Here is a 16923-nt window from a genome sequence, read left to right on the forward strand (position 1 = left end):
TCGGCTCCGGGCGGTGGGAGCGGGTGACTTCACTCACTTCCGCCCCCGTCGAACGGCCCGCCGTGGCCCTCCGGCGGGCTGCCCGGTCTGCGGTCTCGTCGGCGGTGCGGGTGGGGGTCGCCGATGGTCCCGTTCTCGTGTGCGGAACACCCTGTGATCGCCCAATCCCCTTTCCCCGAGAGAGCTTTGAGATCCGGCCCCGGCCAAGGCGGCGCGAGCGGCGCCGTCCTGAGCACGCTTCACGATTTCGGCCCCCGTGGCGACAATCGATCGGATCGTGAGGGCGCGGCCTATGAGCGCACCGCCCCACAGGTACGTAAGCTGTGCCTCGTCAGACGGACCGGGCAGCGGGGATGGACATGGCGATGATGCGGCTCCGGCGCGAGGATCCGCGTGTCGTCGGCTCGTTCAGGCTTCACCGGCGGCTGGGCGCGGGCGGTATGGGGGTGGTCTACCTCGGCTCCGACCGGCGCGGGCAGCGGGTGGCGCTGAAGGTGATCCGGCCGGACCTGGCGGAGGATCAGGAGTTCCGGTCGAGGTTCGCCCGTGAGGTCTCCGCGGCGCGGCGGATCAGGGGCGGGTGCACGGCCCGGCTGGTGGCCGCCGATCTGGAGGCCGACCGCCCGTGGTTCGCGACGCAGTACGTCCCGGGGCCTTCGCTGCACGACAAGGTGGCCGAGGAAGGTCCGCTGTCGGCGGCCGAAGTGGCCTCCATCGGCGCGGCTCTCTCCGAGGGCCTGGTGGCGGTGCACGAGGCCGGTGTCGTACACCGTGACCTGAAGCCCTCGAACATCCTGCTCTCGCCCAAGGGCCCCAGGATCATCGACTTCGGCATCGCCTGGGCGACCGGGGCGAGCACGCTCACCCATGTCGGTACGGCGGTCGGCTCACCCGGCTTCCTCGCTCCCGAGCAGGTGCGCGGCGCGGCGGTCACCCCCGCGACGGACGTCTTCGCGCTGGGGGCCACGCTCGCGTACGCGGCGACCGCCGACTCGCCCTTCGGGCACGGCAGTTCCGAGGTGATGCTGTACCGGGTGGTGCACGAGGAGCCGCATCTGTACGACGTGCACGACGCCCTCGCCCCGCTGGTCCGGGCCTGCCTCGCCAAGGATCCCGAGGACCGGCCCTCCACCCTCCAACTCTCCATGCGCCTCAAGGAGATCGCGGCCCGTGAGGCCCAGGGTCTCTCGGAGGGGCGGACGCCCGCACAGCGGCGGGAGTCGGAGGCCGACCGGCCGACGGGGCGGCTCGCCGCGCCGCAGACCGAGCTGCAGCCCCAGCGGCGCGCGGACGGCCCGCCACCGTCCCGGCCGCAGGCTTCGCGCCCCTCGTCGGCCCGGGGCGGCGCCCGGCCCGTACCGTCGTCGCGCAACACCACCCGGTCCGGGGCGGGTGCGGGCAGCCGTCCCGGCAAGTCCGGTGCCCGTCCGACCTCGTCGGGGCGGCGGACCGGGCCCAGCCCCCGGATGATGCGGCAGCGGCTGATCGTCTTCGTCGTGGTGACGCTGATCGTGCTGCTGGGGATCGCCGCCGCGCAGCAGTTCTGACCGGGGCCGCCGCGGTCCGCCGGGTCAGCTCTGCGGACGGCCCGTCGCCACCGCGTAGAACGCCACCGCGGCGGCGGCTCCGACGTTCAGCGAGTCCACGCCGTGCGCCATGGGGATGCGCACCCATTCGTCGGCGGCGACCAGCGCCTGGGTGGAGAGACCGTCGCCCTCCGCGCCGAGCATCAGTGCCACCCGGTCGAGGCGGTGCGGGGCGGCCTCGTCGATGACCGACGCCTTCTCGTCCGGGGTGAGCGCGAGCAGCTTGAACCCCGCTTCCCGCACCGACTCCAGCCCTCGGGGCCAGGTGTCGAGCCGGGCGTAGGGAACGGCGAAGACGGAGCCCATCGAGACCTTGACGGAGCGGCGGTACAGCGGGTCCGCGCAGTCCGGCGAGAGCAGCACCGCGTCCATGCCGAGGGCCGCCGCGCTGCGGAAGATCGCACCGATGTTGGTGTGGTCGTTGACCGACTCCATGACGACGATCCGGCGGGCCGTCCCGAGCAGCTCGTCCGAGGACGGCAGCGGCTTGCGCTGCATGGAGGCCAGTGCGCCGCGGTGCACGTGGTAGCCGGTCACCTGCTCGGCGAGGTCGGGGCTGACGGCGTACACCGGGGCCGGGACCTCGTCGATGACGTCGCGCATGACGTCGACCCACTTCGCCGACAGCAGCATGGACCGCATTTCGTACCCGGCGAGCCTGGCCCGCCGGATGACCTTTTCGCCTTCCGCGATGAACAGGCCCTCGGCGGGCTCACGCCTGCGCCGGAGTTCGACGTCGGTCAGGCCCGTGTAGTCGCGCAGCCGCGGGTCCTCGGGGTCATCGACGGTGATGAGATCAGCCACAGGGAGATACTGCCTTGTCCTGGGTGGGGTGCCAACGGGTGGGCACGGAACGGGTCACGGACGGTCGTGGTGCGGTCCGACGGCGACAACGGCGCCGATGACGATGACGGCGGGCGGCCGTACGCCTTCGGACCTGGCCGTCTCCCCCACGGTCGCGAGTGTCGCGTCGACCCGCCGCTGGGTGGCCGTGGTCCCTTCCTGGACCAGTGCCACCGGGGTGTCCGGGGCCTTTCCGTGGGCGATCAGGGTGTCGGCGATGGCGCCGATCTTGTCGACGCCCATCAGGACGACCAGCGTGCCGCGGAGCTTGGCGAGCGCCGGCCAGTCGACCAGGGAGCGCGCGTCGTCGGGCGCCACATGGCCGCTGACCACGGTGAACTCATGGGCGACGGCACGGTGGGTGACCGGGATTCCGGCGGCGCCGGGGACGCTGATGGAGCTGGAGATGCCGGGCACCACGGTGCACGGGATGCCTGCCTCGGCGAGGGCCTGGGCCTCTTCCATGCCGCGCCCGAAGACGAAGGGGTCGCCGCCCTTGAGCCGTACGACGGCCTTGCCCGCCCTGGCGTGTTCGACGAGGGCGTTGTTGATGGCCTCCTGGGCCATGAACCGGCCGTACGGGATCTTCGCGGCATCGATCACCTCGACGTGCGGCGGCAGTTCGTCGAGGAGGTCGCGCGGTCCGAGCCGGTCGGCGATGACGACGTCGGCCTCGGCGAGGAGGCGCCGGCCGCGGACCGTGATCAGGTCCGGGTCGCCGGGGCCGCCGCCGACCAGGGCGACGCCCGCGGCGCGGTCGCGGTTGCGGGGGGCGGCGAGCGTACCGTCACGCAGGCCTTCCACGACGGCGTCGCGTACGGCCGCCGAGCGGCGCGGGTCGCGGCCGGTGAGGACGGCCACGGTGACGCCCTCGCTGCGGCCGGTGGCCGGGGTCCAGGCGGTGGCCGCTCCGGCGTCGTCGCTCCGTACGCACCAGGTCCTGTTCCGCTCGGCCTCGGCGGACGCGCGGTCGTTGGCCGCCTTGTCACCGGTCGCGATCAGGGCGTACCAGGCGCCGTCCAGGTCACCGTCCTCGTACGGGCGCCGCTGCCAGCTGATCTCGCCGGTGGTGGCCATCGCCTCGACGGAGGGGGTCGCCGACGGGGCGACGAGAAGGATGTCGGCTCCGGCCGCGATGAGCGCGGGGAGGCGCCGTTGGGCGACCTGTCCGCCACCGATGACGACGACGCGCCTGCCGGAGAGACGGAGTCCTACGGGGTAGGCGGGGTTCTCGGCGTGTTCGGCCATGGCGTGGCGGCTCCTCGCGCGGGGAGGTGGGGCGACGACGCCGCTACGACGGTGAAGCGGCTGGTGGAACGGGGTTTCGGCCCCTTGGACACCTTACGTTCCTGAGGCCTCGGGCGAAGGCGAGGGGCCGGGATCACTGACCCCGGCCCCTCCCGCGCGTGCTGCGCTACTTCTCCGTGACGCCCGCCGAGTCGAAGGTGGCCACTTCGTGCATCGCGCGGGCCGCGCTCTGGACGACGGGGAGGGCGAGCAGGGCGCCGGTGCCCTCGCCGAGCCGCAGGTCGAGGTCGACCAGCGGGCGCAGGCCCAGCTTGTTGAGGGCGGCGACATGGCCGGGCTCCGCGCTGCGGTGGCCGGCGATGCAGGCCGCCAGCGCCTCGGGGGCGATCGCGCGGGCGACCAGGGCAGCCGCCCCCGCGCTCACTCCGTCCAGGATCACCGGGGTGCGGAGCGAGGCGCCGCCGAGCAGGAAGCCGACCAGCGCGGCGTGTTCGAGGCCGCCGACCGCGGCGAGGACGCCGATCGGGTCGGCGGGGTCGGGCTGGTGGAGTTCCAGACCCCGGCGGACGACGTCGACCTTGCGGGCGTGCATCTCGTCGTTGATGCCGGTGCCGCGGCCGGTGACCTCGGTCGGGTCCTGGCCGGTGTAGACGCAGATCAGGGCGGCCGACACGGTGGTGTTGGCGATGCCCATCTCGCCGGTGAGCAGCGCCTTGTTGCCTGCGGCCACCAGGTCACGGGCCGTCTCGATGCCGACCTCGATCGCGGCGAGCGCTTCTTCCCGTGTCATCGCGGGACCGGTGGTGAAGTCGGCGGTGCCGGCTCGGACCTTGCGGGGCAACAGGCCCGGGGTGGCCGGGAGTTCCCCGGCGACACCCACGTCGACGACGCAGACCTCGGCCCCGACCTGATTGGCGAAGGCGTTGCAGACCGCTCCGCCGCCCAGGAAGTTGGCGACCATCTGGCAGGTCACTTCCTGCGGCCAGGCGGTGACGCCCTGGGCGTACACCCCGTGGTCCCCGGCGAAGACCGCGACGGCCGCGGGCTCCGGGATCGGCGGCGGACACATCCGGGACAGCCCGCTCAGCTGCGCGGAGATGATCTCCAGCATCCCGAGTGCCCCGGCGGGCTTGGTCATCCGCTTCTGGCGGTCCCAGGCCTCGCCGAGCGCCTTGGCGTCCAGCGGCCGGATATTGGTGATCGTCTCCTGGAGCAGGTCGTGCGGCTCCGCACCGGGGAGGGCGCGGCGGCCGTACGTCTCCTCGTGGACGACCCAGGACAGCGGGCGGCGCTTCGACCAGCCCGCCTGCATCAGTTCGGGCTCCTCGGGGAACTCGTCGACGTATCCCACGCAGAGGTAGGCGACGACTTCGAGGTGCTCGGGCAGGCCCAGGGCGCGGACCATCTCCCGCTCGTCGAAGAAGCTGACCCAGCCGACGCCGAGGCCCTCGGCGCGGGCGGCGAGCCAGAGGTTCTCGACGGCGAGGGCCGAGGAGTACGGCGCCATCTGCGGCTGGGTGTGCCGTCCGAGGGTGTGGCGGCCACCGCGGGTCGGGTCGGCGGTGACGACGATGTTGACCGGGGTGTCGAGGATGGCCTCGATCTTCAGTTCCTTGAACTGCTTGGCGCGGCCCTTGGGAAGGGACTTGGCGTAGGCGTCGCGCTGGCGCTGCGCCAGTTCGTGCATGGAGCGCCGGGTCTCTGCGGAACGGATGACCACGAAGTCCCAGGGCTGGGAGTGGCCGACGCTCGGCGCGGTGTGCGCGGCTTCGAGGACGCGCAGCAGCACCTCGTGCGGGATGGGGTCGCTGCGGAAGCCGTTGCGGATGTCGCGGCGTTCACGCATGACGCGCAGTACGGCTTCGCGTTCGGCGTCGTCGTACCCGGAGGCGGCGGGGGTGACCGGCTCGGCGGGGTCTGCCGCGGCTTCCGGTGCCTCTGCCGTTTCCGCCGTGGGTCCGGTCTCTGCGACGGCCTCTGCGGACTCGGCCTCGACGGGCGCCTGCTGGGGCTCGGGGGCCGGTGTCGCTACGGACTCGGGCTGAGGCACGGACCCGGGCCGGGGCTCGGCCGCTGTGGGCGGCTCGGTGACAGCGGCGGGGGCCGTCGGGGGCGCGGCTTCCTGGACGGAAGCGGTCTCCTGCGGTGCCTCGGCCTCGGCCGGGACCGGCACGGTCAGCTCCTCGGCGGGCGTCTGCCCGGCCGGTCCACCGTGGCGGGGGGCGGGCACCGTCGCCGCGACCGGCTCGGGCTGCTGCTCCCCGGCATCTATGGGAACGGCGTCAGGAACGGGAGCGGCCTCGGGCGCCGGAACGGCTTCGGGTGCGGGGACGTTCTCGGGTGCGGGGACGTTCTCGGGTGCGGGGACGTTCTCGGGTGCGGGGACGTTCTCGGGTGCGGGTGCGGGGACGCTCTCGGGTGCCACCGTCCGTGTACCGGCGGGCTCCGCGTCCACCTCCGCTTCCGCTGCGACTGCGGCCGGGTCGGGCCAGGTTTCGAGGACCGGCTCCGGCTGTGCCTCGGGTGCGGGCACCGTGACGGGCTCGGCCACGGCTTCCACGACCGGTTCGGCTGCGGGTTCCGGCGCGGGCGTGGCCGCCGGTTCCACTGCTGCCACGACGGCGTCCACTGCGGGCTCAGCAGCCTCAGCGGGCTGCGGGACCTCTGCGACCTGCGCCGCCTCGGTGGTCCGCGGCTCCGCAGGGGCCTGCTCGGGCTGCGCTGCCGCGGGCTGCTCGGCCGGGGCCGTCACCACTGCCACCGGCGTCGGAGCGAGATGGGGAGCGGACGGCAACGAACCCTCGACCGGGACGAACCGGCCAGGTGCGGGCTGTCCGGCGTCGACCGGACCGGGCGCCGGCGCGTACGGCGCGGCAGCGGCCTGCGCGGCGTCGACCGGTACGTCCACCGGTACATCGGCAGCTACGTCGACCGGTGCGGCGGCCGGGGTCTCCGGCTGGGCGGCCACCGGCTCGGGGAAGGCCGGTGCCTCGGGCTGGGCCGGGGCGGCGGGAACGGAAGGTGTGGGGGACTGCACCGGCTGCGGCTGCGAGGTCCACGCCACCCCGGCCTGCGGCGGGATAGCGCCGAGCTGCGGTCCGGGCAGCGCCTCCGCCTCGTCGCGCGGGAAGTCCAGGTACTCGGGACCGAGAGTCTGCGGTCCGGCCTCACGTACCGGAACGGGGTTCGCCGGCGTCGCGGTGGGACCGCGGTCGGCCAGCGAGCGGACCACACCACCGGTGGCGTCGGGCACGGGCGGACCCATGTGCAGCGGCCTGCGCGGCGGCGGGGTCGCGGTGGCGGACGGCGCCGCGTGCGCGGCGGCCTGGGCCCTCACCGCACCGAGATCCACCGAGCCGGAGTCGCGCCCGCCTGCCTCGTGGGCGCCGGGTTCGGCGAGCGGCGCGGTGTCCGCCTGCGGGTGGAACTGCGGCTGGAACTGCCCGTCGGGCGGGAACTGCGCCTGCTGCTGGGGCTGCTGCGGCTCGCTCCACGCGCCCTGTGCGCCGGGCATCAGCAGCAGATCGTCGTCCTCGGTGGGATTCTCGGAGGGGTCGAGGTAGGTGTAAGCACCGGGGGCGGGGAGGCCCGGCTGCTCCACCAAGCCTGCGTTCCCCGGCTGTCCCTCGCCCGGGACCTGGCCGGTGTCGGTCATGCGTACCCCTCGCCCATCCATAGTGCTCCTTCAGCCCTTTACCGGGTCGCCCGTACTGAGAACAACGAGCGGGCACGCCGCGCGGTACGAAAGGCCTGCGGACACTCAGTATGGTCACGGCCGTTCGACGCCGTGCAGGGATTCCTGCCACGGTCCGCTGTGGGCTGCGCCACGTTGCGCGTCCCCGGTGCCGCCGTACCACACCAGGCCCCAAAACGGTTCCCTTTTCCGGACATTGGCGAACGAAGCGCCGAACCCCCAGCTGCGGTACAACAGTCGGCCAGCCTACCCCGCGCCGTCCCGCAGCAGGGTCAGGGGCCACTTTCCGGACGGCGGCCGGACACCAGGAAGACCACCGACCGCGTGCGTTCCGCCCAGGACCGGGTGTCCAGATCCACGGACTGCAGCAACGCGCATTCGACGAGGTATCCGCCCTCGGCCAGAGCGGCTCCGAGCGCCTCGGCCTCGTCCCGGGTACCGGCGTGCGTCACGATGCGCTCGGGCCTGCGGTCGGCGCAGGCGGTGACAACTGCTGCCCCGCCGCCCCCGATCCGTACGACATCGGGCTCGGGAAGCCGCTCCAGGACATGGGGTGCGCGTCCGTGGATGATCTGGAGCCGCACGCCGAAGCGGCGGGCGGCGGCGTCGGTGCGCGCGCAGGCGGCGGGGTCGGCGTCGACGGCGATGACCGCGGCGCCGAAGCGGGCCGCCTCGACGGAGAGCGCCCCGCTGCCGGAGCCGATGTCCCAGACCAGGTCGCCGGTGCGCGGGCCGAGACGGGCCAGTTGGGCGGCGCGCAGCCCGGCGTGCTCGCCCTCGTTCAGGCCCTCTCCGTACTCCGCGGGCGGCAGCGCCCAGCCCCGTACGGCGGGGGCCTCGGCCGCTCCGTTGCCGCCGATGACGATGACGACATTCGGGTCGCGCCAGGTGTGGTCCGCCGCCTTGTCGGAGGTCAGCACGGTGACCTGCTCGCGCTCGGTGCCGAGTTCCTCGCAGATGACGAAGGTGCGGTGGACGCCTTCGAGGAGCAGGGCCAGCTCCGCGGGTCCGGCGCCGGGCGAGGTGAGCACGGCGACCTTGCCGTGCGCCCGGCAGACATTGACCGCGCGCCGGAGCGTACGCGGGTGGGCGACGACGACCTCCGCGTCGTCCCACGGCATCCCGGCGCGGGCGAAAGCGGCGGCGACGGAGGAGACCGCGGGGACTACCTCGACCTCCAGGCCGTGTTCGGGCGCACGCAGGGTGCGTACGACGCCGTGGAAGCCCGGGTCTCCGTCGGCGAGGACAACGGCGCTGCCACGGTGCCCGGCGATCCGGCGGGCGGCGAGACTCACGCTGCCCAGGCGGATCCGCTCGGCGGAGGCGGGCACTTCCGGAAGTGCGAGGTGGTGGGCGGCTCCGGCCACCAGGGTGGCCGCGGAGAGAGCGGACCTGGCGGCTGCGGTGAGGGGCGATCCGTCCCAGCCGATCACCGTGACCCGGTCGGCCATCGTCGTCAGTCTCCTGGTGTTGTCACTCGAACCGGTGCGGGTGCGCTGCCCGTACCGGCGCAGGTGGGCAGGTGGGCAGGTGGAGTAGGGAGAGGGAGCACCGCGAGAGTACCCGCTGCGGCCGGCGGCCGACGAGAGGCGGGGGTCAGTTCCAGTCGTCGAAGGTGCCGTACCCGTTGGCCTCGGCCAGCTGGTCGGCGATCCCGTCCAGGTCCTCGGGCAGCAGGCTCCACACGATGAGGTCGGTGCGGATGTCGGTCCAGCCGCCGTCCGTGCCGTTCTCGGTCCGGGTCCGCGCTATCCAGGCGTTGCGCAGGACGCCCTCGCTGATGCAGCCGGCTTTCTGGGCGACCTGCTGGGCCGCCGTGTTGTCGGCGGGGGTGCGCAACTCGATGCGTTCGAACTTCTGGTCCCGGAAGAGCCACTGCGCGACGGCGAGCACCGCCTCGGTGGCGTACCCCTCGCCGCGCGCCCAGGGGGCGGTGACATAGCGGACCTCGGTGGCGAGGGTGCGCCAGTTGGTGGCGCGCAGATGGATCGTCCCGACGAGCCGCTGGGTGAGGAACTCGGTGACGGCGAGGACGATGCCGCGCCCGGTGGTGCGCTCGGCGGGCGCGATCCTGCGGACCCACCGTTCACCGTCGATGTGCTGGTACGGGTGGGGCGCCGAGGTCCACGCGGTGACCATCTCGTCGTTCATCATGTCGGCCAGCGGCGGGATGTCCGCCTCCTCGAAGGGGCGCAGCACCAGCCGGTCCGTGCTGATGGAGATGTCCGGGAAGGTGGTCGTCATGCGCTGCTCCATGGCCGGGACCGACGTAAAGCCACAGCATGCAGCATGACGGCCGGGCGCCGCACGGCCGGGTGCGCGCGGAGAGGCCCCGCGTACCGGACGGGTACGCGGGGCCTCGCAAGAACCGTGCGGGTGTCAGGGCTTGACGGCTCCGAAGGCGGGGATGACCGCGCCCTGGTACTTGTCGTCGATGAACTTCTTCACCTGCGGGGAGTTGAGGAGCTCGGCGAGCTTCACCACGCGCGGGTCCTTCTCGCTCCCCTTCTTGACCACGAGGATGTTGGCGTACGGGTTGCCGTCGGCCTTCTCCAGGGCGAGCGCGTCCTTGGCGGGCGTGAGCTTCGCGTCGATCGCGTAGTTGCCGTTGATCACGGCGGCGTCGACGTCGTCCAGGGCGCGGGGCAGCGTGGCCGCCTCCAGCTCCTTGAACTTCAGGCCCTTGCTGTCCTTGATGTCCGAGAGCCCGGCGTCACTTCCCACGCCGGGCTTGAGGGTGATCAGCCCGTTGTCCGCGAGCAGCTTCAGCGCGCGGCCCTCGTTGGTCGTGTCGTTGGGGACGGCCACCGTCTTGCCCGAGGTGAGGGACTTCAGGTCCTTGGTCTTCTTCGAGTACAGCCCCAGCGGCTCCAGGTGCACGCCGACGACGGGCACGAGGTGGGTGCCGTTCTTCTTGTTGAAGTCGTCGAGGTAGGGCTTGTGCTGGAAGAAGTTCGCATCGACCTGGCCGGTCTCGGTGGCCTTGTTCGGCAGGACGTAGTCGGTGAACTCCTTGACCTGGAGCTTGAGTCCGGCCTTGGCCGCCAGATGGGTCTTGACGTAGTCGAGGATGTCGGCGTGCGGGACCGGGGAGGCCGCGACGATCAGCGGCTTGCTGGTGTCCGCCTTGGCGCCCTCGGGCTTGCTGGACGGGTCGGACGAGGTGCCGCAGGCGGTGAGACCGAAGGCCAGGGCGGCGACGGCGGCAGCGGACACGGAGATCTTGACTGAGTTACGCACGAAAAGTGCCTCTTTCTGGTGGTGCGGGATGTCGCCCGGACAAGGAGTGCGGGCTCTGTGCGGAGGAAAGTTCTACGAGGAGGTGCGCCCCCGGCGCGCCAGCAGACGTACGGCCGCGTCGCCGATCAGCTGGATCAGGGTGACGAGCACGACCAGCACGATCACTGTCGCGATCATGAAGTTGTTCTCGAAGCGCTGGTAGCCGTAGGTGATCGCCTTGGAGCCGAGCCCTTCGCCGCCGACCGCTCCGGCCATCGCGGAGTACCCGATGAGGACGATGACGGTGGTGGTGACTCCGGAGACCAGCGACGGCAGCGACTGCGGGAGCAGCACCTTGCGGACGATGGTGGGCACGCTGCCGCCCATCGACTGGACCGCTTCGACGAGGCCGTGGTCGACCTCGCGGACGGCGGTCTCGACGAGCCGGGCGAAGAAGGGGATGGCGCCGATCGCGAGGGGCACGATCATCGCCGTCGGGCCGATGAAGGTGCCGACGACGAAGGTGGTGAACGGGATCAGCGCGATCAGCAGGATGATGAACGGCAGGGAGCGCCCGATGTTCACGATCACGCCGACGATCTTGTTGACCGGGCGGTTCTGGAGCAGCCCGCCCTTGTCGGTGAGGACCAGGAGCACCCCGAGCGGCAGCCCGACGAGGACCGTGACGACCGTGGCCCACAGGACCATGTAGAGGGTGTCGGTGGTTCCCTGGGAGAGCAGCGGCTGCATTTCCGACCAGTTCACTTGACGCCCTCCTCGGTGAGCACGGGGATCTCGGCACCGGCCACTTCGACCTGGAGGCCCTGTTCGCGCAGGAACCCGATGGGCACGACGTTCTCCTCGAACGAGCCGGGCAGTTCGATGCGCATCCGGCCGATCTGGTGACCGCCGACGGTGTCCATCGCTGCACCCAGGATCGATATGTCGATGTTGTAGGTACGGGAGAGCTGGGAGATGACCGGGCGGGCGGTGCTGTCCCCGTGGAAGGTGATGTCGATGACCGTGCGGCCCGGTTCCGAGGGGTCGCCGCCCACCGGGAACAGCTCGTGGGCGAGTTCGGAGCCGGGGGTCGCGAGGAGTTCGCCGACGGTTCCCGACTCCACGATCCGGCCCCGCTTCATCAGCGCGGCCGAGTCGCAGACCGTCTTGACGACGTCCATCTCGTGCGTGATGAGCAGGACGGTCAGACCCAGCTGCCGGTTGAGATCGCGCAGCAGCTGAAGGATCGAGCGGGTGGTCTCCGGGTCGAGGGCGGACGTCGCCTCGTCGGACAGCAGGACCTTCGGGTCACCCGCCAGCGCTCGGGCGATGCCGACGCGCTGCTTCTGCCCGCCGGAGAGCTGCCCGGGATAGGACTTCGCCCGGTCGGCGAGCCCGACCAGTTCCAGCAGTTCGAGCGCCTTGCGCGAGCGGGTCCTGCCGGTGACTCCGAGGATCTCCAGCGGCAGTTCGACGTTGTCCTGCACGGTGCGCGAGGACAGCAGGTTGAAGTGCTGGAAGACCATGCCGATGCGGCTGCGGGCGGCGCGCAGTTCACGGCCTGCGCGGGAGCCGCGTCCGGCGAGGGCGGTGAGGTCGACACCGTCCACGCTCACGGTGCCCGAGGTGGGCCGCTCGAGGAGGTTGACGCAGCGGATGAGCGAGGACTTCCCGGCGCCGCTCTGCCCTACGACGCCGAACACCTCGCCCTCCCGTACGTGCAGATCGACCCCGTCCAGGGCGGTGACCTCACGGCTGCGCGAGGCGTAGACCTTCGTCAGGCCGGTGGTGGTGATCACAGAATTTCCGTCACTGTCGAGTGCGCGGCGCGGTGTCCGCCGGCACGGGGCATTCGTCTGGATGCGCGGCACGGCCGTAACGGTGGTGACCGGAAGGCGCTGCGCGCGGGGCGAGTCCGCTGCCGTCCACGGTGGAACGTACGGACTCGAACGGCCGGACTCGAACGGTTCGGCTCTCGGTCCCGCTTCGGGGCGCGGGCAAGGACCCTCAGAAAGCGCGCATTCGACACATACAACGAGCACCGGGCGTCGTGATCGCCTCGGTCGCAAAGGTGCGGCTGCTCGTCGTGGTCATGCGGCAAGTAAAGCAGACGTGAGGAGCGCCCCCTTCCGGCTGTCCGAATACCGGACGCCGGTGGATCGGTCGTCCCGAGCCTGCCGAAACCGCCGTCGAACCGCTTGTGACCTGCGTCGATGCCATGTCGGCCGGGACGGTCACGGCGTCGGGCGGCACCCGGCGGCACCCGTGCGCTGTGGCCAAGGCCACGATCTTGGTCCCGGCCCCGGAGCCGGGGGCGCGCGCGGCGGACCGTTCGCCCCGTAATACCCTCGGCTCCATGCTTGTCGCCCTGACGGTCGTGGTCACAGTGGCCGCGCTCGCACTCGCCGCCTGGTGCGGCTACGCCGCCTACCGGGACCAGCCCACCAAGGACTGGCACTTCATCGGCATGGCCGTGGTGTCGGTCCTCGCACTGGCACAGCTGGTCGTCGGAATCGTGCAACTGGGGCGGGGTGAGCAGCCGGAGCAGGGCAAGGCGATCTTCATCGCGTATCTGATCGGCGCGTTCGCCGCCGTGCCCGCGGCCGGGTTCCTCTCGCTGACCGAACGGACCCGCTGGGGGCCGGTGACGGTGGCCGCGGGCGCGGTGGTCCTGGCCGTGCTGGAAGTCCGGCTCTACGACATCTGGGGAAACTGACGATGACCACAGCCGAGGAGAAGCCCCGGTACGAGCTGGGCACGGGGCCGGGCCGGGTGCTCGTCTGGTTCTACGGAGTGTTCACGGTCGCCGCGGCGTCCCGCTCGATCGTCCAGATGATCATGGACTTCGGGAAGGCCCCGCTCGCCTACTCGCTGTCGGCCGTCGCCGCCGTGGTGTACGGCTTCATCACCTACTCGCTGGTCCGCGGCGGGGAGAAGGCACGCCGGGCGGCGCTGGTCTGCTGCGCCGCCGAGCTGCTCTTCGTCCTCGTCGTCGGCACCTGGACACTGGCCGCGCCGGACGCGTTCCCGGACGCCACGGTCTGGTCGGACTACGGGATGGGCTACCTCTTCATCCCGGTGATCCTGCCGGTGCTGGGCATGCTGTGGCTGCGCAGGGCCAGGCGCTGATCCGGCAGGATCTCCCCGGCAGGTCCTAGGCGCTCTGTACGTACGCCCGCGCCCCGGCCTCCTTCTCCAGCGTCACCACGGTGAGTGCGCGACCGACCCGCTCCGTGGACACCGGTACGTATCCATGGCTGCGGTACAGCCGCAGATTGCCCTCGCTGCGCTGTCCGGTGAACAGCTGGAAGCGCTTGGCGGCGGCCTCGGAGGCGAACTGCCTCTCGATGGCGGTGAGCAGCCGGCCACCGATGCCGTGCCGCTGCATCCTCGGGTGCACGATCAGTTTGGCGATCCGGACCGTGCCCGAGGCGTCGACCCCGCCGCGTACCGACGCCACCACTTCGTCTCCCAGGCGGGCCACCAGCCCGTACCCGTCGGCCAGTTCGGCCCGCAGGGCGTCCAGGGTCTGGGTGAGCGGTTCGATGGAGTAGTCGCCGTAGAGCTCGGCCTCGCCCTGGTAGCACAGATACTGCAGCTTGAGGATCTGCTCGGTGTCCTGCGCAGTTGCCCCCGAGATGGTCACGCTCATGCCCATGTGTGCATGCCTCCCGCTCACTTGTCCGCCCGATGTCTAACGCTCCTTTCCCCACCGCACGGGCGCCGCAATCTCCGCCGTCAGCATTCTCCGCAGACATCCCAGACAACGGGAACGAACCGGCCCCAGACTGCCCTGTGACATACCCAACTCGCCTGCGATCTCCCGGTAGGTGGGGTCGGCGGGCGAGAGCATCGCGCCCAGCAGTTCGGGGCAGCGCCCCGGTGTCCGGCTGACGGCGGCCCGTACGGCGCGGCGCCGTTCGGCGGCCAGCGCCCGGTGTTCGGGGTGCGTCCCGGAGTCCGCGGTCGGCTCGATGCCGTACGGCGTCTCCCGCCGGGCCCGGCGCCGGGCGCGGCGCGCCTCCGCCCGTACGGCCGAGCGCATCCAGCGCCTGGGTTCGGCCGGGGACTGTTCCAGCAGGCGTACCCAGACGGCCTGTTCGAGATCGGCGGGGTCCACGCCGGCTGCGGCGGCTTCGGCCGCGGCCTCGGCCGCCAGCAGCGGGCTCAGTTCGGTGACGAGATCCATGCCGGGCGGGACGCGGCCGTCACAGGGCGCGGTTGCCCTCGCGGCCGCATCTCACCCGTACGGGAAATCCGTTCAGCGCCGGTGGACGTCGGCGGCGGCCAGCAGCGCGGTGTCCGCGTTGTCGGTGAAGACCCCGTCGATGCCCGTCGCGAAGTACGTCCGGAACGCGCCGAAGGCGTCGCCGTAGGCGTTGGGGTCGGTGCCCCGCCGGAAGTCCGCGGGCAGGAAGGTGTTCTCGTTGCGCATCGTGTACGGGTGCAGCAGCAGGCCCCGCGCGTGGGCGTCCCGGACCAGGGTGGTCGGCTCGGTGAGCCTGCCTGCCGCGTCCTTCGGGATGACCGAGTCGAGGGTCGGGCCGATCCCCTGGGCGTAGGAGGCGATCCACTTCAGCCCCGCAGGGGTCTGGAGGTCGGCGACGGTCCGCCGGTCGCCCGACTCCACGAAGTCCCAGGGCCTGCTGTCCGGGGCCGAGAGCAGCACGATGCCCGGCGTGGTGACGAGCCGGGAGAGGCGCTGGATGGAGCTCGGTTCGAACGACTGGAGGAACTGCGGGGAGTCGCGGCGGTCACGGCCGTACGCGCGCAGGAGTGCGACGAGGCGCTCCTCCAGGCCGAGCCCGAGCTTGCGGAAGTAGGTGGGGTGCTTGGTCTCGGTGTAGAGCCAGACCGGCTTTCCGCGCCTGCGGCCCTCCTCCGCCGCCCACCGGAGCACCTCCTCGAAGGTGGGGACGTCCCAGCGGCCGTCGTAGAGGGTGTTGTGCTGGCGGTTGCCCGGGATGCGCTCCTTGGCGCGCAGCGTCTTGAGTTCGGCGAGCGTGAAGTCCTCGGTGAACCAGCCGTTGATGGCCGTGCCGTCGACGGTCTTGGTGGTCCGGCGTCCCGCGAACTCGGGGTGCGCGGAGACGTCCGTGGTCGCGGAGATGTCGTTCTCGTGGCGGCAGACGAGGTGCCCGTCCTTGGTGGGCACCACATCCTGCTCGACGATGTGCGCGCCCAGGTCGAGGGCGTGCTGGTAGGAGCCGAGGGTGTGCTCGGGGCGGTAACCGGCCGTGCCGCGGTGCCCGATGACCGTGGGCACCGGCAGGTCCTGGTACGAGGTGCCGTGTCCGGTGCCGCGTGCGTCGGCCCGCGCCGTACCGGACAGACCGAGAGCCGCCGTACCGAGCACCGCCGCGCCGAGCAGCGTCCGCCGTCCGGGTCCTGTCTCCGTGCTGTGACGCATGAGCACTCCTGACTGTGATGTCCCGCACCTGTCAACTCTGAAGTGCCTGATCGTAGGCATCCGGGGCCCGCACGGGGGTGGAACTCCGCGCAACACAGCGGGAACATACGTCAACACTGCGTATGTGTTCGATGAACCCGATGTGCGCGCGGACACAGCTCGCGAGTACCGTACTCACCTGCACATACTTCATAGCGGCTGCCCAGCCACGACTCCGGAGGAACCGTTGTCCCGACTCGCGCTCATCAAGGCAGTGCTCGGACCGATCATGCGTCTGATGTTCCGCCCGCGGGTGGAGGGCGTCGAGAACATCCCCGGTACGGGCCCGGTCATCCTCGCCGGCAACCATCTGACGTTCATCGACTCGATGATCATGCCGATCTGTCTGCAGCGTCAGGTGTTCTTCATCGGCAAGGACGAGTACGTCACGGGCAAGGGGCTGAAGGGCCGTCTGATGGCCTGGTTCTTCACCGGTGTCGGGATGATTCCGGTGGACCGCGACGGTGGACGCGGCGGTGTCGCCGCGCTGATGACCGGCCGCCAGGTGCTGGAGGACGGCAAGGCGTTCTCCATCTACCCGGAGGGCACCCGCTCCCCCGACGGACGGCTGTACCGCGGCCGTACGGGCATCGCGCGTCTGACGCTGATGACGGGCGCGCCGGTGGTGCCGTTCGCGATGATCGGCACCGACAAGCTCCAGCCGAGCGGCTCGGGTCTGCCGCGGCCCGGGAAGGTCACGGTCCGCTTCGGTGAGCCGATGGAGTTCTCCCGCTACGACGGCATGGACCGCGACCGCTATGTACTGCGCGCGGTGACGGACTCGGTGATGACCGAGGTCATGCGCCTGTCGGGCCAGGAGTACGTGGACATGTACGCGACGAAGGCCAAGGCCGCCTGACCGTAGGAACTTTCGGCCGAGGGCC

Annotated in this window: 15 protein-coding genes; 4 read left to right on the plus strand and 11 right to left on the minus strand. The window is 71.6% G+C overall.

Translation table 11 applies throughout. The annotated features are described in order from the left end of the window. Positions 1 to 359: 359 nt before the first annotated feature. Complete coding sequence (locus OG709_RS05685) at positions 360 to 1547, plus strand: serine/threonine-protein kinase (RefSeq protein ID WP_266645121.1); 1188 nt, start codon at positions 360 to 362, stop codon at positions 1545 to 1547. A 24-nt stretch (positions 1548 to 1571) separates the two neighbouring features. On the opposite strand, the gene OG709_RS05690 is transcribed toward OG709_RS05685, so the two are convergent. From OG709_RS05690 to OG709_RS05725, 8 genes are all read right to left on the minus strand, one after another. Then, a complete protein-coding gene (locus OG709_RS05690; protein WP_250303385.1) occupies positions 1572 to 2390 on the minus strand; it encodes a TrmH family RNA methyltransferase in 819 nt (272 codons plus the stop codon). Between the two features lie 54 nt (positions 2391 to 2444). Then, positions 2445 to 3677 carry a uroporphyrinogen-III C-methyltransferase gene (cobA, locus tag OG709_RS05695; protein ID WP_250303383.1) on the minus strand — a complete coding sequence of 411 codons (1233 nt, stop codon included), beginning with the start codon at positions 3675 to 3677 and terminating at the stop codon, positions 2445 to 2447. Positions 3678 to 3843: 166 nt separating this feature from the next. Continuing rightward, positions 3844 to 7332 (minus strand): nicotinate-nucleotide--dimethylbenzimidazole phosphoribosyltransferase, encoded by a 3489-nt coding sequence (gene cobT / locus OG709_RS05700; RefSeq protein ID WP_329165100.1) that lies wholly within the window; start codon positions 7330 to 7332, stop codon positions 3844 to 3846. Positions 7333 to 7643: 311 nt separating this feature from the next. Further along, on the minus strand, positions 7644 to 8822 hold the full coding sequence (gene cbiE, locus OG709_RS05705) for a precorrin-6y C5,15-methyltransferase (decarboxylating) subunit CbiE (protein WP_250303380.1): 1179 nt from the start codon (positions 8820 to 8822) through the stop codon (positions 7644 to 7646). A gap of 145 nt (positions 8823 to 8967) precedes the next feature. After that, on the minus strand, positions 8968 to 9615 hold the full coding sequence (locus tag OG709_RS05710; protein WP_250303379.1) for a GNAT family N-acetyltransferase: 648 nt from the start codon (positions 9613 to 9615) through the stop codon (positions 8968 to 8970). Positions 9616 to 9750: 135 nt separating this feature from the next. Continuing rightward, positions 9751 to 10611, minus strand: a complete 861-nt coding sequence (locus tag OG709_RS05715) for a MetQ/NlpA family ABC transporter substrate-binding protein (protein WP_250303377.1) — start codon at positions 10609 to 10611, stop codon at positions 9751 to 9753. A gap of 72 nt (positions 10612 to 10683) precedes the next feature. After that, on the minus strand, positions 10684 to 11355 hold the full coding sequence (locus OG709_RS05720; protein WP_250303375.1) for a methionine ABC transporter permease: 672 nt from the start codon (positions 11353 to 11355) through the stop codon (positions 10684 to 10686). Continuing rightward, the gene (locus OG709_RS05725; protein ID WP_329165103.1) at positions 11352 to 12389 is read right to left on the minus strand and encodes a methionine ABC transporter ATP-binding protein; all 1038 of its coding nucleotides are present in this window, start codon (positions 12387 to 12389) and stop codon (positions 11352 to 11354) included. Before OG709_RS05725 ends, OG709_RS05720 begins: the two co-directional genes overlap by 4 nt. A 557-nt stretch (positions 12390 to 12946) precedes the next feature. Between OG709_RS05725 and OG709_RS05730 the strand changes: the two genes are divergently transcribed. After that, positions 12947 to 13306, plus strand: a complete 360-nt coding sequence (locus OG709_RS05730; protein ID WP_329165104.1) for a hypothetical protein — start codon at positions 12947 to 12949, stop codon at positions 13304 to 13306. A 2-nt stretch (positions 13307 to 13308) separates the two neighbouring features. After that, positions 13309 to 13719: a hypothetical protein gene (locus OG709_RS05735; RefSeq protein WP_250303371.1), complete on the plus strand. Its 411-nt coding sequence runs from the start codon at positions 13309 to 13311 to the stop codon at positions 13717 to 13719. A 25-nt stretch (positions 13720 to 13744) separates the two neighbouring features. Here the strand turns inward: OG709_RS05735 and OG709_RS05740 are convergent, their stop codons facing one another. From OG709_RS05740 to OG709_RS05750, 3 genes are all read right to left on the minus strand, one after another. Continuing rightward, positions 13745 to 14248, minus strand: a complete 504-nt coding sequence (locus OG709_RS05740) for a GNAT family N-acetyltransferase (protein WP_250303369.1) — start codon at positions 14246 to 14248, stop codon at positions 13745 to 13747. A 36-nt stretch (positions 14249 to 14284) separates the two neighbouring features. After that, positions 14285 to 14779, minus strand: a complete 495-nt coding sequence (locus OG709_RS05745) for a sigma-70 family RNA polymerase sigma factor (protein ID WP_250303367.1) — start codon at positions 14777 to 14779, stop codon at positions 14285 to 14287. Between the two features lie 72 nt (positions 14780 to 14851). Next, positions 14852 to 16000 (minus strand): glycerophosphodiester phosphodiesterase, encoded by a 1149-nt coding sequence (locus OG709_RS05750; RefSeq protein WP_266643923.1) that lies wholly within the window; start codon positions 15998 to 16000, stop codon positions 14852 to 14854. A 226-nt stretch (positions 16001 to 16226) separates the two neighbouring features. Between OG709_RS05750 and OG709_RS05755 the strand changes: the two genes are divergently transcribed. Next, positions 16227 to 16898 carry a lysophospholipid acyltransferase family protein gene (locus OG709_RS05755; RefSeq protein WP_250303365.1) on the plus strand — a complete coding sequence of 224 codons (672 nt, stop codon included), beginning with the start codon at positions 16227 to 16229 and terminating at the stop codon, positions 16896 to 16898. Positions 16899 to 16923 lie beyond the last annotated feature (25 nt).

The sequence above is a fragment of the Streptomyces sp. NBC_01267 genome, assembly GCF_036241575.1.
Taxonomy (GTDB): domain Bacteria; phylum Actinomycetota; class Actinomycetes; order Streptomycetales; family Streptomycetaceae; genus Streptomyces.